Source organism: Sorangium sp. So ce375, from assembly GCF_051473855.1.
Classification (GTDB): domain Bacteria; phylum Myxococcota_A; class Polyangia; order Polyangiales; family Polyangiaceae; genus Sorangium.
The window spans coordinates 1,274,507-1,289,541 of the sequence record NZ_CP150335.1 but is presented as its reverse complement, the minus strand read 5'-3'; the positions used below and the strand labels follow the sequence as shown (position 1 = coordinate 1,289,541).

Below are 15,035 nucleotides of genomic sequence, written 5' to 3'. Positions count from 1 at the left end.
CGTGGGACGGGCTGTGCCTTCCATGGGCGTCTGCATCGAGGAGGAGATCAGGCGGTACGAGGTTGCGATCGCGAGGCGATCACCGGGGGATCACGAGGTGAGCTCTGCCACGCTGCGGCGTGCTCCACCGGGCGACGCCAGCATTGCAGGAAGGCCGTCCGCCGCCAAGGGGAAGTTTTCGTACCGCGGCAAGACGCGGGATCCTCGCGAGGAACCAACTTGACGAGCCGATGACCTCTCTCGAAAGTCGGCTTTGATGCTGCTTCATCTGCAACGGATCGCGGTCCCCTTCGAGTACCCCGTCTATTTCACCGAGGGCGTCTTTTCGCCGAGCAACGACGATCTCGCGGCCGCCATCGCCGCGAAGGAGCCGCGCCGGCGTCACCGCGTGCTGCCGGTGATCGACGGCGGCGTGGCGGCGGCGTGGCCGTCGCTGGCAGACGACATCGCGCGGTACGTCGATGCGCGACCGGAGCAGCTCACGCTCGCGGCCGAGCCTATCGTGGTGCCCGGCGGAGAGGCGGCGAAGAACGACGGCGCGGCGACGGCGGCGCTGCAGGCGAGGCTCGACGCGCTGGGGATGGATCGGCAGTCGTTCGTGATGATCGTCGGCGGGGGCGCGGTGCTCGACATGGTGGGCTATGCGGCGGCGACGGTGCACCGCGGCGTCCGGGTCGTGCGGATCCCGACCACGGTGCTCGCGCAGGCCGATTCCGGGGTCGGCGTGAAGAACGGCATCAACGCGTTCGGGAAGAAGAACCTGCTCGGCACGTTCGCCCCGCCGTTCGCGGTGCTCATCGATCCGCGCTTTCTGGAGACGTTGCCCTTGCGCGACAAGGTGGCGGGGATGGCGGAGGCGGTGAAGGTCGCGCTGATCCGGGACGCGAGGCTGTTCTCGTGGCTGTCCGAGCGCGCGCCGGCGCTCGCGTCGGGGTCGCTCGCGCCGCTCGCGGAGCTCGTGCGTCGCTCGGCGGAGATCCACCTCCAGCACATCGCGAGCGCGGGCGATCCGTTCGAGCTCGGGAGCGCGCGGCCGCTCGACTTCGGGCACTGGGCCGCGCACAAGCTGGAGTCGCTCACGAAGCACAGGCTCCGCCACGGAGAGGCGGTCGCGATCGGGATCGCGATCGACACGCTGTACGCCGAGCTGGCCGGCCTGTGCAGCCAGGCGACGGCGGCCGCGGTGACGACGGCGCTCGAGGCGCTCGGCTTCTCGCTGTGGGACGACGCGCTCGAGATGACGCGCCCGTTCGAGCGGGAAGAGCGGGGCGGGCGCGGCGAGCGGCTCTGCGTGCTCGACGGGCTGGACGAGTTCCGCGAGCACCTCGGCGGGGAGCTCACGGTGACGTTGCTCGAGGACGTGGGGCGCGCGCGCGAGGTGCACGCGATGGAGGAGCGGCACATCGTCGCGGCGATCGCGCGGCTCCGCGAGCGCGCCGGCCGGCGAGCCGCGCTCGCGGCGGCGGGCGCGGCGGGGGCGGCGCGATCATGAGGCTCGCGTGCGCGGGCGCGCCGCACCTCACGTACTGCACGAACATCCACACGGGCGAGACGTGGCCGGAGGTGAAGCAGAGCCTCGAGACGCACCTGCTCGACATCTGGTCGCGCGCGGCCGGCGGTGACGAAGGGGCGCACCGAGGGGGAGGCGACAGAGGGGGAGGCGACAGACGGGCGGATGGCGTCGGCGCGAGCGCGCGCCGCCGGTGCGGCGTGGGGCTGCGGCTCTCGGCGAGGGCGGCGGCGGAGCTCGCCGTGCCGGCGGAGCTCGACGCGTTTCGGGATTTTCTAGAGCGGAACAGCCTGTACGTGTTCACGCTGAACGGCTTCCCTTATGGCCGGTTCCACGGCGCGCCGGTGAAGGAGCAGGTGTATCTGCCCGACTGGCTCGACGACGAGCGGCTCGCCTACAGCGACCTGCTGGCGACGCTCCTCGCCGAGCTATTGCCGTCGGACGAGGGCCTGATGGGCAGCGTCAGCACGGTGCCCGGCGCGTTCAGGCCGCGGGTGCGCACGCCGGACGACGCGGCGGCGATGGCGCGGCGGCTGGTCGAGCACGCGGCGCACCTCGTCGGGATCCGCCGCCGCACGGGGAAGCGCGTCGCGCTGGCCCTCGAGCCGGAGCCGTGCTGCTTCCTCGAGACGACGCCCGAGGCGATCGGCTTCTTCACCGATCACGTGTTCGCGCCGGAGCGCGTGCGCGAGCTGTCGGCGCTGGCCGGGATGAGCCTGCCGGACGCGGAGGAGGCGCTCCGTACGCACCTCGGCCTCTGCTTCGACGCGTGCCACATGGCGGTCGAGTTCGAGGACGCGCCGGAGTCGCTCGCGGCGCTCCGCTCGGCGGGCATCGGCGTGCACAAGGTCCAGATCAGCGCCGGGCTGCGCGCGCGCGTGGCGGAGCGCGATCCGGCGACGATGGCGAGGCTGCGCGCGTACGCGGAGGACGTCGTCTACCTGCACCAGGTGGTCGAGCGGCGCGGGGGCGAGCTCGTTCGCTACCTCGACCTGCCCGAGGCGCTGGCGGCGCTCGAGGGCGGGAGCGCGGCGCCGCCCGAGGCGACGCCGGAGGAGTGGCGCGTCCACTTCCATGTGCCGATCTTCCGGGAGATCGAGGGCGCGCTCGCGACGACGCAGCCGGAGCTGGCGGCGCTGCTGTCGCACCTGCGCGAGTCCCCTGCGACGCAGCACCTCGAGGTGGAGACGTACACCTGGGATGTGCTGCCAGAGGACCAGCGGCGCGGCGGGATGGTCGAGGCGGTGGCGAGGGAGCTTCGCTGGGTCGAGGAGCGGATGGTCGGCGACAAGAGCGTCGGGGAGGCAGGGCGATGAGCGCGCGCGCGCGGGTGTATCTGCGGCTCGGCCGCGTCTCGAACTTGCCCACGGTATGGACGAACGTGCTCTGCGGAATGGCCCTGTCGGGGTCGGGGCTGCGGGCGCTCGAGGTGGCGCTGGTGGGGTTCGCGGCGTCGCTGATGTACGTGGGCGGAATGTTCCTGAACGACGCGTTCGACCGGGAGATCGACGCGCGCGAGCGCCCCGAGCGGCCGATCCCGTCCGGATTTGTGAGCGCCCGGGAGGTGTTCGCGGTCGGCTACGGCCTGCTCGGGGCCGGAGTGCTGCTCGTGGGGGGCCACGCCTTCGTGGCCAACCGGGGGATGGCGCCGGCGGTGGCGAGCGCGCTGCTGGCCGGGGCGATCGTGCTCTACGATGCCTGGCACAAGGGGAACCCGCTGAGCCCGGCGCTCATGGGGGTGTGCCGCGTGCTGGTCTATGTGACGGCCGCGCTCGCGGCGGGGGGACAGCTCGGGAGCGCGGTGATCGGCGGGGCGGTGGCGCTGCTCTTCTATCTGATCGGGCTGACCGCGATCGCGAAGCAGGAGAACCTGCTGGCCGTGCGCAGCTTGTGGGCGCTCGGCTTCATGGCGGTCCCCTTCCTGGCGACGATCGGCGCGCCGCTCACGGGGATGATGGGGACCGTCGCGTACGGGGCGCTCGCTGGCTGCGTGATCCACGCGATAAGGTTGCTGCGGGGGACGCGCAAGGACCGGATCCCGCGCGCCGTGGTGACGCTCATCGCAGGGATATCGCTGCTGGACGCGGTGCTCATCGCGAAGAGCGGAGCGCCGGGCGCAGTCGGCGCGGCGGCGCTGGCGATGGTGGGATTCCCGCTGACGCTGATGATGCAGCGGGTGGTGAGGGGGACGTGAAAGGAATGCGGGAAAGAGAGAAACCGCAAGGGCGCAAGGGGCGCAAGGAACAAGAGACGAGATGTTTTCTTGCCTTCCCCTTGCGCGCCTCGCGCCCTTGCGGTTGCTCTTCCCTTTTGTTGATTTCCTCGGAACTCCAACGTGATCGGTGCTCTATAACATCCCTACACCGGTCTCGGTTCAGTCGAAGATGTGGCTCAGGATGAGCCTGCCCACGTCGACGGCGTGAGCCTGAGCTTCCGGCAGGAGCGCCGCGTCGGTGGACAGCACGACCGGGCCCTCCTCGGCGCGCTCGGTCAGCCGGCCGTGAGAGCCCTTCACGAGGGAGGCGTCCAGCGGGATAACGTCCATCAGGTAGCGGAAGCCGAGCTTCTTCTTGAGCAGCCGCCACGCGACGTGCGCCGGCAGGACACGCAATTTGGGATCGGCGAAGAGCTCCACGGGGTCGTACCCAGGCTTTCGATGGATATCGACCGTCTTCGCGAACTCCGGGGCTTTGTCGTCGTCCAGCCAGTAATAGTAGCTGAACCATCGGTCCTTCGCCGAGACCGCGACGAGCTCACCGGACCTCGGGTGGTCTAGCCCGGCGGCGCGCTTGCCCTCCGCGTCGAGGACGGAGTCCACCCCGGGCAGCTCCTCGATGAGGCGCTTCACCTCGCCGATCCGCTCGGGGCGCCGCACATAGACGTGCGCTACCTGGTGGTCTGCCACGGCGAACGCCTCGGAGGCTCCCGCGTCCAGCTTCTCCCTCCCACGCTCCACGCGGACGCGGACGAGGTCTCTCTCCCGGAGCGCTCGATTGATGTGCACGGCCCCTGTCACGCGGGTGATGCCGTACTCGGAGACGACCATCACCCGCGCTCCGTCCTTGCGCACGTGCTCGATGAGCTCCCCACAAACGGCGTCGACCGCCCTGAGGTCCTTCTCGATGGCGGGATGATCCGGACCGAGCCGTTGCAGGTTATAGTCGAGGTGCGGAAGGTAGACCAACGTCAACGTCGGCCGCCGCGTGTCATATACATGGCGCGCGCACCGCGCGATCCACTCCGAAGATCGGATATCCGCGTTCGGCCCCCAGAAGTTGAAGAGGGGGAACTCGCCTAGCCGGGAGACGAGCTCATCGTGCAACGACGCCGGCTCGGTGTAGATATCCGGCAGCTTGAGCCCGTCCGCCCAGTAGATCGGCCGCGGCGTCACCGCGTAATCCGCCGAGCTGTACATGTTGTACCACCAGAACAGCTTGGCGCAGGTGAACGCCGGGTCGCGCCGGCGCGCGGTGTCCCAGATCTTCTCCCCCGTCACGAGCTGGTTCGCCTGGCGCCAGAGGTTCACCTCGGCGATGTCGCGGAAGTACCAGCCGTTCGCGACGCAGCCGTGCCCGCTCGGCATGAGCCCTGTCGTGAAGGTCGACTGGACCGTGCATGTGACAGCTGGCAGCACCGTCTGGAGCGGGCGCATCGCCCCCTCCCCGGCGAGCCGCTTCAGGTTCGGCGTGGCGTCGCCGAGGAGCTCCCCCGTGAGCCCGACGACATTGAGGACGACGGTGCGGTGCATACGCGCGCTCGATCAGCCCTTCACGACGGGGGTCTGCCCGCGCAACACCGAGTTCCCCTCGAACAGGGCGCGCTGATCCACCGCGGGCGCTTCGCCGAACTCCGCGAGGTCGAGCCGACCGCTCTGGGAGAAGAAGGCGAGCGGGTTCTTCCAGACGATCCGCTCGATCGCCTCGTCCGAGATCCCGTTCTCGCGCATCCGCGCCGCCGTCTTCGGGACCTTGAGCGGATCGCTCACGCCCCAGTCCGCCGCGCTGTTGATCAGGATCCGCTCGGCGCCGTATGTCTTGACCAGCGAGACCATCCGGTCCTCGTCCATCTTGGTGTTGGGATAGATGGAGTGGCCGGCCCAGCATCCGGTCGCCAGCACGAGCGGAAGCGTCTCCTCGTTGTTGTGATCGACGAGCACGCGCTCCTCGGGGAACCGGAGCTCCCGCACCAGGGCGAGCGTCCGCTCCGTGCCGCGCTTCTTGTCGCGGTGCGGCGTATGCACCAGAATCGGGAGCTCGTGCTCTCGCGCGAGCTCGACCTGCTGGGCGAAAACCCTTTCTTCTTCTGGCGTCATGTCATCAAACCCGATCTCGCCGACCGCGACGACGCCCTCCTTGTCGAGATAGCGCGGCAGGAGCTCGATGACCCCCTGCGCCACGCGAGGGTTGTTCGCCTCCTTCGGGTTGAGCCCCAGCGTGCAGAGATGACGGATGCCGAACTGGCTGGCCCGGAAGCGCTCCCAGCCGAGCAGCGACGTAAAGTAGTCCTCGAAGGTGCCGACATGGGTCCTCGGTTGACCGAGCCAGAACGCCGGCTCGAGGACGGCGACGATGCCGGCCGCGGCCATGGCCTGGTAGTCGTCCGTCGTCCGCGATGTCATGTGGATGTGAGGATCGAATAGCTTCAAGGGTCCCTCCGCATCGCGCCGCGTCACTCCGGGATCCGCGTCGCGCGCTCGCGCTCATGGTCGTCCAGGGAGAGCAGGCCGATGTCTGCCGGGACGCTCCGGCCAGCCGCCCTCCGTTCGCTCGCGAAGTCCTCTGCCATCCTGGCGAGCTCGCTCGATCGCCGCCGGTCGAGCCCGACGATCCGGGCGAGCGCCACGCCCATGAACATGGCCTTGAGGACCACCTGGTTGAAGTTGAGATCGGGAAAGCACGCGGCCGGGTAGGGATTCTCGCAAGCGATCGCCTCGAAGACAGGCAGTTCGTTCGTGCGGCACGCCTCGACCGCGAGCGGAACGAAGCGCTCCGCCTCGGCCAAGAACGGCAGTGCCCGCAAGAGCGCCTGACGCTCCCGGCCATCTCCCTGCTCGTAGCAAACTCGGAGCAGCAACTCGAGCTCCGGAACGGGCAGACACCTCGAAACCTGCGCGAGCATCGTTACCCGGCCGAGCTCATCCAGGCCTCGGCCATCGATCCACTCGGCCCACCCGGCGACGCCGGCAGCCTCCAGCGCATCTCGCTCGTCGGCGTGAAGCCCGAGCGGCGCTTTGCCGAGCGCGCGTACCGCTGCAGTGAACGTCGCGAGGAAGTGGTCGCGATCGAACCAGGTCGACGCCTCGCTCACCGGTGCGTCAGGCGCGCCGCCAAGACGCGCAGCGGTCCCGATCATCCTTTCAACGCGCTCTAGCCAGGAGCGCGCTGTCGGCGGAATCCGGCGCGACAGAATTTCAAGCAGCAGTAGGGAAGGGTCTTGCATTGTAGTCATGCTCGCCGGTCCATGCGTCTACCGCAAGATACCGACGTCGCCGAGCGGTGGAAAGTTATACCAAGGGGCGCGCTGTTCGGATAGTGTCCTACTGCATGATAGACCAGAAGCGTTTCCGTTTGTCTTTCATGCCCATCGCAGCCGCCGCCGTCGGGATCGGGCTTATGCTGAATGGCTGCGACAGCGGCGATTCGGGGGCAGGGACAGGCGGCGGGGGAGGCTCCGGCCCCGGTGCGACGGGCACCGGCGGCGGCAGCACGTCGACGGGCACTCCCACGACCAGCGGAACCAGCTCGGGCACCAGCTCGACCAGCTCGGGCACCGACTCGACCAGCTCGGGCACCGACTCGACCAGCTCGGGCACCGACTCGACCAGCGGCGCGGGAGCCGGCCCTGCGAGCGGAACCGGCGTGGGAGGGAGCGGGACGATCGAGTGCGACGAGCCGGGCGGGACCGTGCCGCCGCTCCGCCTCACGGAGGTAGCGAGCGGCCTGCGCCAGCCCTTGTTCGTGACGAGCGAGCCCGAAGATCCCAGCCGGCTCTACGTCGTGCAGCAGGGCGGGACCATCCGCCTCATCAGCGGAGGTGAGCTGCAGAGCGCTCCGTTCCTCGACATCACCGCGGACGTCCAGGGGAGTGAGTACGACGAGGATGAGCGAGGGCTCCTCGGGCTCGCGTTCCACCCGCAGTATGCGAGCAACGGAAGGTTCTTCGTTTACTACAACACGAGGTCGCGAACGCTGGCCCTCCGAGAGTACAAGCGTTCAGCGGGCAATCCGGACCGAGCTGACCCGCAGCGAGTAGCCGAGCTCGTCTCGATACCGGTGCTGGTCGGCAACCACAATGGCGGGATGCTCGCGTTCGGCCCGGATGGGATGCTCTACATCGGCGTCGGCGACGGCGGCGGGGACACCTCCAACCCCGATCCGGACAACAATGGCCAAAACATCAATGTGAAGTATGCAAAGATACTTCGCGTCGACGTCGAGAATCACCCGACGGCGCCGGCCGGGAACGTCCCCGGTGGAGACCCGTACGTGTGGGACTATGGACTTCGCAATCCGTGGCGTTTCAGCTTCGACCGCTGCAGGGGCGACCTCTACATCGGAGATGTCGGAGGACGCCTCTTCGAGGAGATCAACATCGAGCCGCGCGGCCAGGGCAACAAGAACTACGGATGGAGCGTCACCGAGGGGGGCACGTGCCTTCAGAGCGACCAGGCGACAAAGTGCGACTCGCCGACGATCACACCGCCCGTCCTGGCATATGACCACGACAGCGGCGATGGCTCGGTGACAGGCGGCTATGTCTACCGTGGGAGCAGGATCCCCGCGCTCCGAGGGAAGTACCTGTTCGGCGACTTCGAGACGGACCGAGTCTGGATGCTCACCTGGAAGGATGGCGTCGCCACGCCGAGGAGCTCGCTCAGCCAGGACCTCGGCTCCGAGAGCACCATCCAGGGCCTGGCCTCGTTCGGCGAGGACGCGGCGGGCGAGCTGTACATCGTCTCCTACGGAGGCAGCATCTTCCGGATCGATCCGGAATAAATCGGCCCGCGGCCCACGGGGACCAACGCGGCCGTCCATCGTTGGTCCCTATTTTCCGAAGAGCAGCTTACCAGATCTGGATTCGAGCCATGCAGAAGACGCGGAGACTGGCGGTGGGTTGGGCGCTCGCGCTCGGGCTGTTGAGCCACGAGGCGGCAGCCGGGATCGAAGACCTCCTGGGCACGGGGCCCGGCGAGATGCCACAGCCGAACAACCTGGGCACCGCCGAGCGCTGCTCCGGCTGCCATCGAGCAGAGGTTCAGGAACACCAGGATTACATGCCCACCGACACATGGGCAGGTACCATGATGGCCAACGCGTGGCGCGATCCTGTCTTCAAAGCCGCTCTTGCGATCGCCAACCAGGACGCGCCGGGGGTCGGGACCTTCTGCCTGCGATGCCACTCTCCCATCGGGTTCCTGAACGGGCGAGCGACGCCCCCGGACGGCTCTGGGTTCGACCCCGAGGCGTCGGTCGACGGGAAGATCGTCGATGGCCAGGGGGTCAGCTGCAGCGTTTGTCATCGCGCGATGACGACGCCGGACCTTGAAGACGGGGCACCGTACATCGTCGGCAACGCTCAGCTCGTGTTTGACCCCACACCCGAGGCTGCTGGGTTCACGGCTACACCCTTGGTGTATGGCCCCTATCCGGACGTCGTCTCTCAATCTCACAGGGGAGAAGACACGCCCGCGCTGGCCGAATCCGAATTTTGCGGCCAATGTCATCAAGTCACGAATCCGGAGGTCATGCTGAAGGACGCGAGCGGAAAGGACACCAAGATCGAGTTTCCGCTCGACACGACCTACGAGGAGTGGGCCTCCAGCGACTTCCGCAATGACGCCGCGAGCGCTCAAAGTTGCGTCGATTGCCATATGCAGAGGAAGATGGGCGAGCTGGCTGTCGGCGAGCGCGGGCCGCTCCGAACCGATCCCCGCGCCCACCTCCTCGTCGGCGGCAATCACTGGGGCATCCAGGCCGTCATGGCGGCCAACAAGGAGCGCGCCGCGGAGTACGCGGACTCCTTCCAGCTCGCGCTCGACGGTACGCTCAAGAGCCTCGCCTCGGCCGCCTCGGTCACCCTCGTCGAGGCCCCGCAGGACGCCGCGCCCGGAGAGGAGATCGCCGTCACCGTCCGGGTCGAGAACCTCACCGGTCACAAGTTCCCGACAGGCTATGCGGAGAGCCGGCGCGCCTGGATCGCCGTGTTCCTCGTCGACGAGAGCGGGGTCGAACGGCCGCTGCTCGGCGGCTACGACGCCGATACCGGCGAGATCCAGCACGAGCCGCCCACCCACGAGTACCGGGCCGTGCACGGACAATGGAAGGCCGAAGCGGGCGCCGGCGAGAAAGAGGAGCACCTCGCGCTCCACGACATGATCATCTCCGACACGCGCATCCCGCCGAAGGGCTTCGTCCCGTCGCAGAGGACCCAGCCGACCCAGGAGATCGACTTCGCCGATGGGAACGGCGGATACCGCAACTACGACGAGGCGCGCTTCACGCTCACCGTCCCGGCCGACGCCTTCGGTCGCCAGACGCTCTCGGCGCGCGTGTACTACCAGTCGATGACGAGGGAGTACATCGAGTTCCTGCAGTCCGAGAACCGCACGGACAGCACGGGAGATGACCTCCGGACCATCTACGAGGAGACCGGCGAGGCGCCGCCGATCCTCGTCGCGGCCGATGACGCCGAAGCGCCGCTCGATCTGGGAGAGCCGCCGGCGAATGCGAGCAGCGGCAACGGCGGCAGCAGCGGCAACGGCGGCAACGGCGGCAGCGGCACCGGCGGCGATAGCTCGACCGGCGGCACCTCGAGCGGCGGCTCCAGCGACGACGGCGGGTGCGGCTTCCGGATGCCCGCCGACGGGCGCGGCGGATGGCTGCCTGCGGGCCTCGCAGGGCTCGCCCTCGCCGCCGCAGCCAGGCGCCGGCGAGCGCGCCAGCGGCGCTGAGCCGCGACGCACCCCGACAGTCCCGGCGCGCGTCGCCCCGGACGTTCAAGTCCGAGCCCCCGGTCGCCTCCGCCCTGCCGCCTCGCACGAGGCGCCCTCTTTTCGCTCGCATCACCCCCCGGCGCCTGCATAGATTGAGCGCACCCAGCGCCTCACGGCGAGCGTCGCCTTGCCCATCTCCCGCCTCGTCGATCCCCTCTTCGTGCTCCTCGTCGCCGCGGGCGTCGGCCTCGCGCTCTCGGGCGGCGACTGGAGCTTCCGGACACGCGGGGCGAAGATCGGGCGGGCGCTCGCGTGGAGCGCGTGGCTCGCGCTGTGGCTCCTCTCCACGCCCTGGCTCTCCAGCGCGCTCGTGCGCCGGATCAGCACGGTGCCGAGGGACCTCCACGCGGAGCTCGGCGGAAGCTCACCCGAGCGGCGCGTCCTCGTCGTCCTCACCGCCGGCATCGACGCCGACGAGTTCGGCGAGCCGGCCATGGAACGGCAGTCGGGGGCAGGCCTCGAGCGCAGCCTCGCCGCCGTGCGCGTCTACCGCGAATACGGCTTCGGCCACGTCATCATCTCGGGGAAGGACGTCCTGCGCCCGCCCGACGAGCTCGCCGGCGCCATGGCCGACCTCCTCGTGGAGCTCGGCGTGCCCAGGAAGAAGATCATCCTGGAGATCGAGGCGCGCGATACCCGAGAGAACGCCCTCAACTCCGCGCGGATCGCCCGCGAGCTGTCGGCCGACGCCGTCGTGGTCGTGACCAGCGCCCTCCACATGCCGCGCTCCATCCGCATGTTCGAGCGCGCGGGGCTCGACGTCCTGCCCGCGCCGGTCAGGTTCCATTCGCTGCCGCCCGAGGGGATAGAGAAGATGATCCCGAGCGCGCTCTCGCTCCGGTGGTCGGAGCGCGCCGTTCACGAGCTCGTGGGTCTCCTGGAGCCGTGACCCTCGCGCGCCTCGGCGCTACCAGGTGACCTTCTGCGAGCCGCGGAGGAACCGCCACAGGCCGACCACCGCCGCCGCGTTCAGGACCACGAACGTCCTCGCGAGCGCGCCGAGCTTGCCCGCAGCGCCCCCGAGCGCCGCGAGCAGGTAGAAGGCCACCTGCCCGCCGACCAGCGCGCGCCACGCGTGGAGCAGCCACGAGGCGTCGCCGCTCACCTGGGCGTCCACCCACGCGACCGTCGACGTGCTCAGCAGCGCGGCGAGCGCCCAGGGGCACACGAGACGGAGCAGCTTGTGCGAGAAGACCTCGAACCAGGACGGGTTCCTGAACGGGACGAGGAGCGCCGGGAGCAGCGAAAAGAGCTGATAATTGCCCGCGAGCGTGCGCACCTTGCGGCCGAACTCGCGCTCGTCGCCGAACGCGTCGTCGTACGCGATCGCGTCGGGCGCGAAGAGGATCGAGCGCCCCTCGAGGCGGAGCCGCATCGGCACCCACATGTCGTCGAGGATGACGCCCTCCGGCAGCTGGCCCATGTCGGCGCGACGGATCGCGTAGATGGGACCGGTCACCCCCACCATGCTCCTGAACCGCCCCTCCTGGAGGCGGATCCAGTTCTCGTAACGCCAGTAGGCCCCCGACCCCGCCGACCCCTTCAGCACCAGGTTGCCGGAGACGCAGCCCGCGTTCGGATCGGACAGGAGCCGCACGAGCGCGCGCAGCGCCCCGGGCACGAGCGGCTGGCGGATGTCCGTCATCAGCAGCACCTCGCCCGTCGCGACCTCGAGCATCGCGTTCACGCCGATCGGCTTGCCACGCCGCGCCTCGCTGACGAGCACCTTCACCCGAGGATCGCGCTCGGCCAGCTGCCGCGCCACGAGCACCGTGTCGTCCGTCGATCCGTCCGAGTAGAGCAGGACCTCGATCTTGTCCTTGGGATAGTCGAGCGCGAGGAGGCTCTCGACCTTCGCCGGTAGATACGACGCCGCGTTGTAGACGGGGATGCACGCCGTCACCGTGGGAACGTAGTCCGGATCCTCCTTCCGCTGCGCAGGCCAGAGGCGCGCCAGGATGCCGATAACGATCGGGTACCCGAAGTAGGTGTACACGAGCACCGCGACGGCCAGAAAGGAGGCAATGACCACGCTAAACTGTAGAGCGCCGCTCGGGGGCGGTTGTCAACCGACATGGATGGAGGCGCGTCGCCACGACCCGCGGGATCACGCGGCGCGCGTCGTCACTTGCATCGCGCGCCGTCACTGGCGTCGCGCGTCGCGCACCGCGCGTCGTGCGCCACCCGCGTTCAGTTCCGCACCTTCACGCTCCGGATGACGTCCCCATCGGCGAGCGCGGCCCACGGCCCGGCGGCGACGCCGACGGCCGCGTACTGGCCGTCGAGGTGCGGCGCGCGCGCGTGCATCACGAAGAGCTGGCTCGATCCGGTGTCGCGGCCGGCGAGGGCGACGCCGACGCGGAGCGGCTCGAACGCGACCGGCGACGTCTCGCAGCGCAGCGCCGGCTTGCCGGGCGGGCCGCCTGCGCCGTCGCCGAACGGCGCGCCGAACTGGGTGACGAAGCCGGGCACCACGCGGTGGACGATCTTGCCGTCGTAGTAGCCGGAGCGCGCGAGGTCGACGAAGCGGGTCACCGCGACCGGCGCGAGCGAAGGGTCGAGCGTCATCGTGAGCTCGCCGGCGTCCGTGTCGAAGACCAGCGCCGCCGGCGCGCGCACGAGCGCGGATGCCTCGGCCGGCACCTCGCCGACCGGCGGCGCGACGGCCGGCCGACCCGCCGCGCCCGCGTCCGCCGGCAGACCGGCGTCGCACGCGATCTTGCGGCCCCTGAGCACGCCGAGCGCCGTCCCAGCGCGCGCGCGCGTCGTGGGGTGGCTCGATCGGCAGAGCTGCTCCAGCCGAGCCTCCGCCGGCTTGAGCGAGAGCGCCCCCGCCGCGTCGACGACCGCGCCGATCAGCTCCGGATCGTCGCGCGCACCGGGACGGTCGAGGATCGAGAGCAGCGCGCCCTCGATCGCGGGCGACGTGACCGCGGCGGGAGCGTCCTTCTCGTCGCCCCGCTTCCTGCGCTTCCGCTTGGCCTGCCCCGGCGCCTCCGACGCGCGCTGGGGCTGCCGCGCGATGACCTCCGCCGCGGCGGCGACCAGGCCCGGCTCCTCCGCGGCGAGCGCCTTCGCGAGCAGATCGGGCGCGCCGGCGATCTCCTCGTGCGAGGCGATGAGCTCGATCGCGGCCTCCCTGGCGCGCAGATCGCCCGACGCGGCGTACGCGCGGAACGCGGCGAGCCGCGCGCCCGTGATCGCGTCGCGGCCGATCACCTCGACGACCGCCCTGGCGCCGATCGAGCCGCGCACCGGCGCGCCCGCGTCCGGCTTGCTCCCCGGCTCCGCCGGCGCCGTGACGTCGCAGCCGAGCAGCAGCGGATCGCGGTAGTCCCCGCCCGCGAGGAGCCTGGCCGCGCCGCAGCGGAGCCACGCGACGCGGCGGAGGATCGCCGCGGGCGCGCTCGGCGGCGGCGGCAGCGCGGCGAGATCGCGGAGCGCCTTGCGCGCGGCGCCCGCCGACGCGAGCGCGTCGAGCGCGGTGAGCAGCACGCCGAAGTCCTCGCTGACGAGGCTCGTGAGCGCTATCGGGTCCGCGCTCGGGGCGAGCGAGGCGACCGCGTCGGCGAGCGCGCGCTGGCCGGGCGGGCCGAGCCGCTTGAGGGCGCGCGCGGCCTCGGCGCGCTCGCTCGCGGTGAACACGCCCTTCGCGGAGAGCACGCGGGCGAGCTCGGAGGCGGCCTCCTCCCCTGCCCTGCCGAGCGCGCGCACCGCGAAGAGCCGCGCGTCGGAGGCCTCGGCGAGCCGCGCGGTCGCGACGTCGCGGATGCGGGGGATGACCGTGAGCGGGACGTGCTCGAGCCGCCCGATCGGGTAGAGCGCCTCGGGGACCGGCGGGCTCGCCGCGCTCCCCGAGGCGAGGTTGAGCAGCGCGACGAGCGTCTCCTCGCGCAGCTTGAGCTTGATCGAGGCGAGATCGCCGAGCGCGTACGCCGCGTGGATCGCGCGCTCGCGCGGGCCGTCGAGCCACGCGACCAGCGTCGGCTCCGACGCCTCGGCGCCGCACCGCCCGATGGCCCGGGCGAGCGCGCCGCCAGCGTCGAGCGGCGTCGCGCCGGCGGCGGCGCCGCTCGACGCCGCGGGAGGCGCAGCCGCGCGAGCGTCGCGGGCGAGGGCGCGCGCGACGAGCGCCGAGACCGTGTCGGCCTCGTGCTCCTTGCAAGAGAACCCGAGGCCGTAGGCGGCCCACGCGACCACCTCGTCGTCCTCGTCCGCGAGCGCCCGCGCGAGCCCAGGCCGCGCCGCGTCTCCGCCGATGCGCGCGAGCGCCCGCGCGGCGGCGCGCCGCACGCCGACGTCGCGGCTCTGCTGGTCCGCGGGGCTCACCTCCACGGCGGCGCGGCGCTGCTCGGCCGCGAGGAGGACGTCGACCCGCTCCGCCGCTCCGGCGCTGACGGCCGGCGCCGCCGCGGAGCTCCCCGCGTCGGGCGCGGGGCCGGACGCCGGCTGCTCGGAGCAGGAGGGGAGCGCGGCGCTGGCGGAGAGGGAGAGGAGCAGCGCGAGGAGAGGAGAGGAGCGCCTTCTCGGCAT

11 protein-coding genes are annotated in these 15,035 nt (G+C 70.6%); 6 read left to right on the top strand and 5 right to left on the bottom strand.

What is annotated here, in order from left to right; genetic code table 11:
* Positions 1-253 precede the first annotated feature (253 nt).
* Genes WME90_RS04960 through WME90_RS04950 form a run of 3 tightly spaced genes read left to right on the top strand, consistent with a single transcriptional unit; the run spans position 254 to position 3,704 of the window.
* Positions 254-1,492, top strand: a complete 1,239-nt coding sequence (locus tag WME90_RS04960; RefSeq protein ID WP_437279907.1) for a 3-dehydroquinate synthase — start codon at positions 254-256, stop codon at positions 1,490-1,492.
* Complete coding sequence (gene eboE / locus WME90_RS04955; protein WP_437279906.1) at positions 1,489-2,826, top strand: metabolite traffic protein EboE; 1,338 nt, start codon at positions 1,489-1,491, stop codon at positions 2,824-2,826. Before WME90_RS04960 ends, eboE begins: the two co-directional genes overlap by 4 nt.
* Positions 2,823-3,704, top strand: coding sequence for a UbiA family prenyltransferase (locus tag WME90_RS04950; RefSeq protein WP_437279905.1), 882 nt, complete (start codon positions 2,823-2,825; stop codon positions 3,702-3,704). Before eboE ends, WME90_RS04950 begins: the two co-directional genes overlap by 4 nt.
* 180 nt (positions 3,705-3,884) lie before the next feature.
* Here the strand turns inward: WME90_RS04950 and WME90_RS04945 are convergent, their stop codons facing one another.
* The 3 genes from WME90_RS04945 to WME90_RS04935 are packed head-to-tail and all read right to left on the bottom strand — an operon-like array spanning position 3,885 to position 6,817.
* On the bottom strand, positions 3,885-5,258 hold the full coding sequence (locus WME90_RS04945) for an alkaline phosphatase family protein (RefSeq protein WP_437279904.1): 1,374 nt from the start codon (positions 5,256-5,258) through the stop codon (positions 3,885-3,887).
* A 12-nt stretch (positions 5,259-5,270) separates the two neighbouring features.
* Positions 5,271-6,155, bottom strand: coding sequence for a TatD family hydrolase (locus WME90_RS04940; RefSeq protein ID WP_437279903.1), 885 nt, complete (start codon positions 6,153-6,155; stop codon positions 5,271-5,273).
* Between the two features lie 23 nt (positions 6,156-6,178).
* On the bottom strand, positions 6,179-6,817 hold the full coding sequence (locus WME90_RS04935) for an EboA domain-containing protein (RefSeq protein WP_437279902.1): 639 nt from the start codon (positions 6,815-6,817) through the stop codon (positions 6,179-6,181).
* A 305-nt stretch (positions 6,818-7,122) separates the two neighbouring features.
* Between WME90_RS04935 and WME90_RS04930 the strand changes: the two genes are divergently transcribed.
* The 3 genes from WME90_RS04930 to WME90_RS04920 all read left to right on the top strand — a co-directional run bounded on the left by WME90_RS04930 (position 7,123) and on the right by WME90_RS04920 (position 11,391).
* Positions 7,123-8,505, top strand: a complete 1,383-nt coding sequence (locus WME90_RS04930; RefSeq protein ID WP_437279901.1) for a PQQ-dependent sugar dehydrogenase — start codon at positions 7,123-7,125, stop codon at positions 8,503-8,505.
* An 89-nt stretch (positions 8,506-8,594) separates the two neighbouring features.
* Positions 8,595-10,460, top strand: coding sequence for an MYXO-CTERM sorting domain-containing protein (locus tag WME90_RS04925; protein WP_437279900.1), 1,866 nt, complete (start codon positions 8,595-8,597; stop codon positions 10,458-10,460).
* 169 nt (positions 10,461-10,629) lie between these two features.
* On the top strand, positions 10,630-11,391 hold the full coding sequence (locus tag WME90_RS04920) for a YdcF family protein (RefSeq protein WP_437279899.1): 762 nt from the start codon (positions 10,630-10,632) through the stop codon (positions 11,389-11,391).
* An 18-nt stretch (positions 11,392-11,409) separates the two neighbouring features.
* Here WME90_RS04920 and WME90_RS04915 read toward each other — a convergent pair whose 3' ends face one another.
* A complete protein-coding gene (locus WME90_RS04915) occupies positions 11,410-12,534 on the bottom strand; it encodes a glycosyltransferase family 2 protein (protein WP_437279898.1) in 1,125 nt (374 codons plus the stop codon).
* A gap of 158 nt (positions 12,535-12,692) precedes the next feature.
* Positions 12,693-15,035, bottom strand: coding sequence for a peptidylprolyl isomerase (locus WME90_RS04910; RefSeq protein WP_437279897.1), 2,343 nt, complete (start codon positions 15,033-15,035; stop codon positions 12,693-12,695).

Excerpts from the sequence above, each read along its gene's own strand:
- eboE (WP_437279906.1), top strand. The coding sequence starts at position 1,489 with ATGAGGCTCGCGTGCGCGGGCGCGCCGCACCTCACGTACTGCACGAAC.
- WME90_RS04950 (WP_437279905.1), top strand. The coding sequence starts at position 2,823 with ATGAGCGCGCGCGCGCGGGTGTATCTGCGGCTCGGCCGCGTCTCGAAC.
- WME90_RS04945 (WP_437279904.1), bottom strand. The coding sequence starts at position 5,258 with ATGCACCGCACCGTCGTCCTCAATGTCGTCGGGCTCACGGGGGAGCTC.
- WME90_RS04930 (WP_437279901.1), top strand. The coding sequence starts at position 7,123 with ATGCTGAATGGCTGCGACAGCGGCGATTCGGGGGCAGGGACAGGCGGC.
- WME90_RS04925 (WP_437279900.1), top strand. The coding sequence starts at position 8,595 with ATGCAGAAGACGCGGAGACTGGCGGTGGGTTGGGCGCTCGCGCTCGGG.
- WME90_RS04910 (WP_437279897.1), bottom strand. The coding sequence starts at position 15,035 with ATGCCGAGAAGGCGCTCCTCTCCTCTCCTCGCGCTGCTCCTCTCCCTC.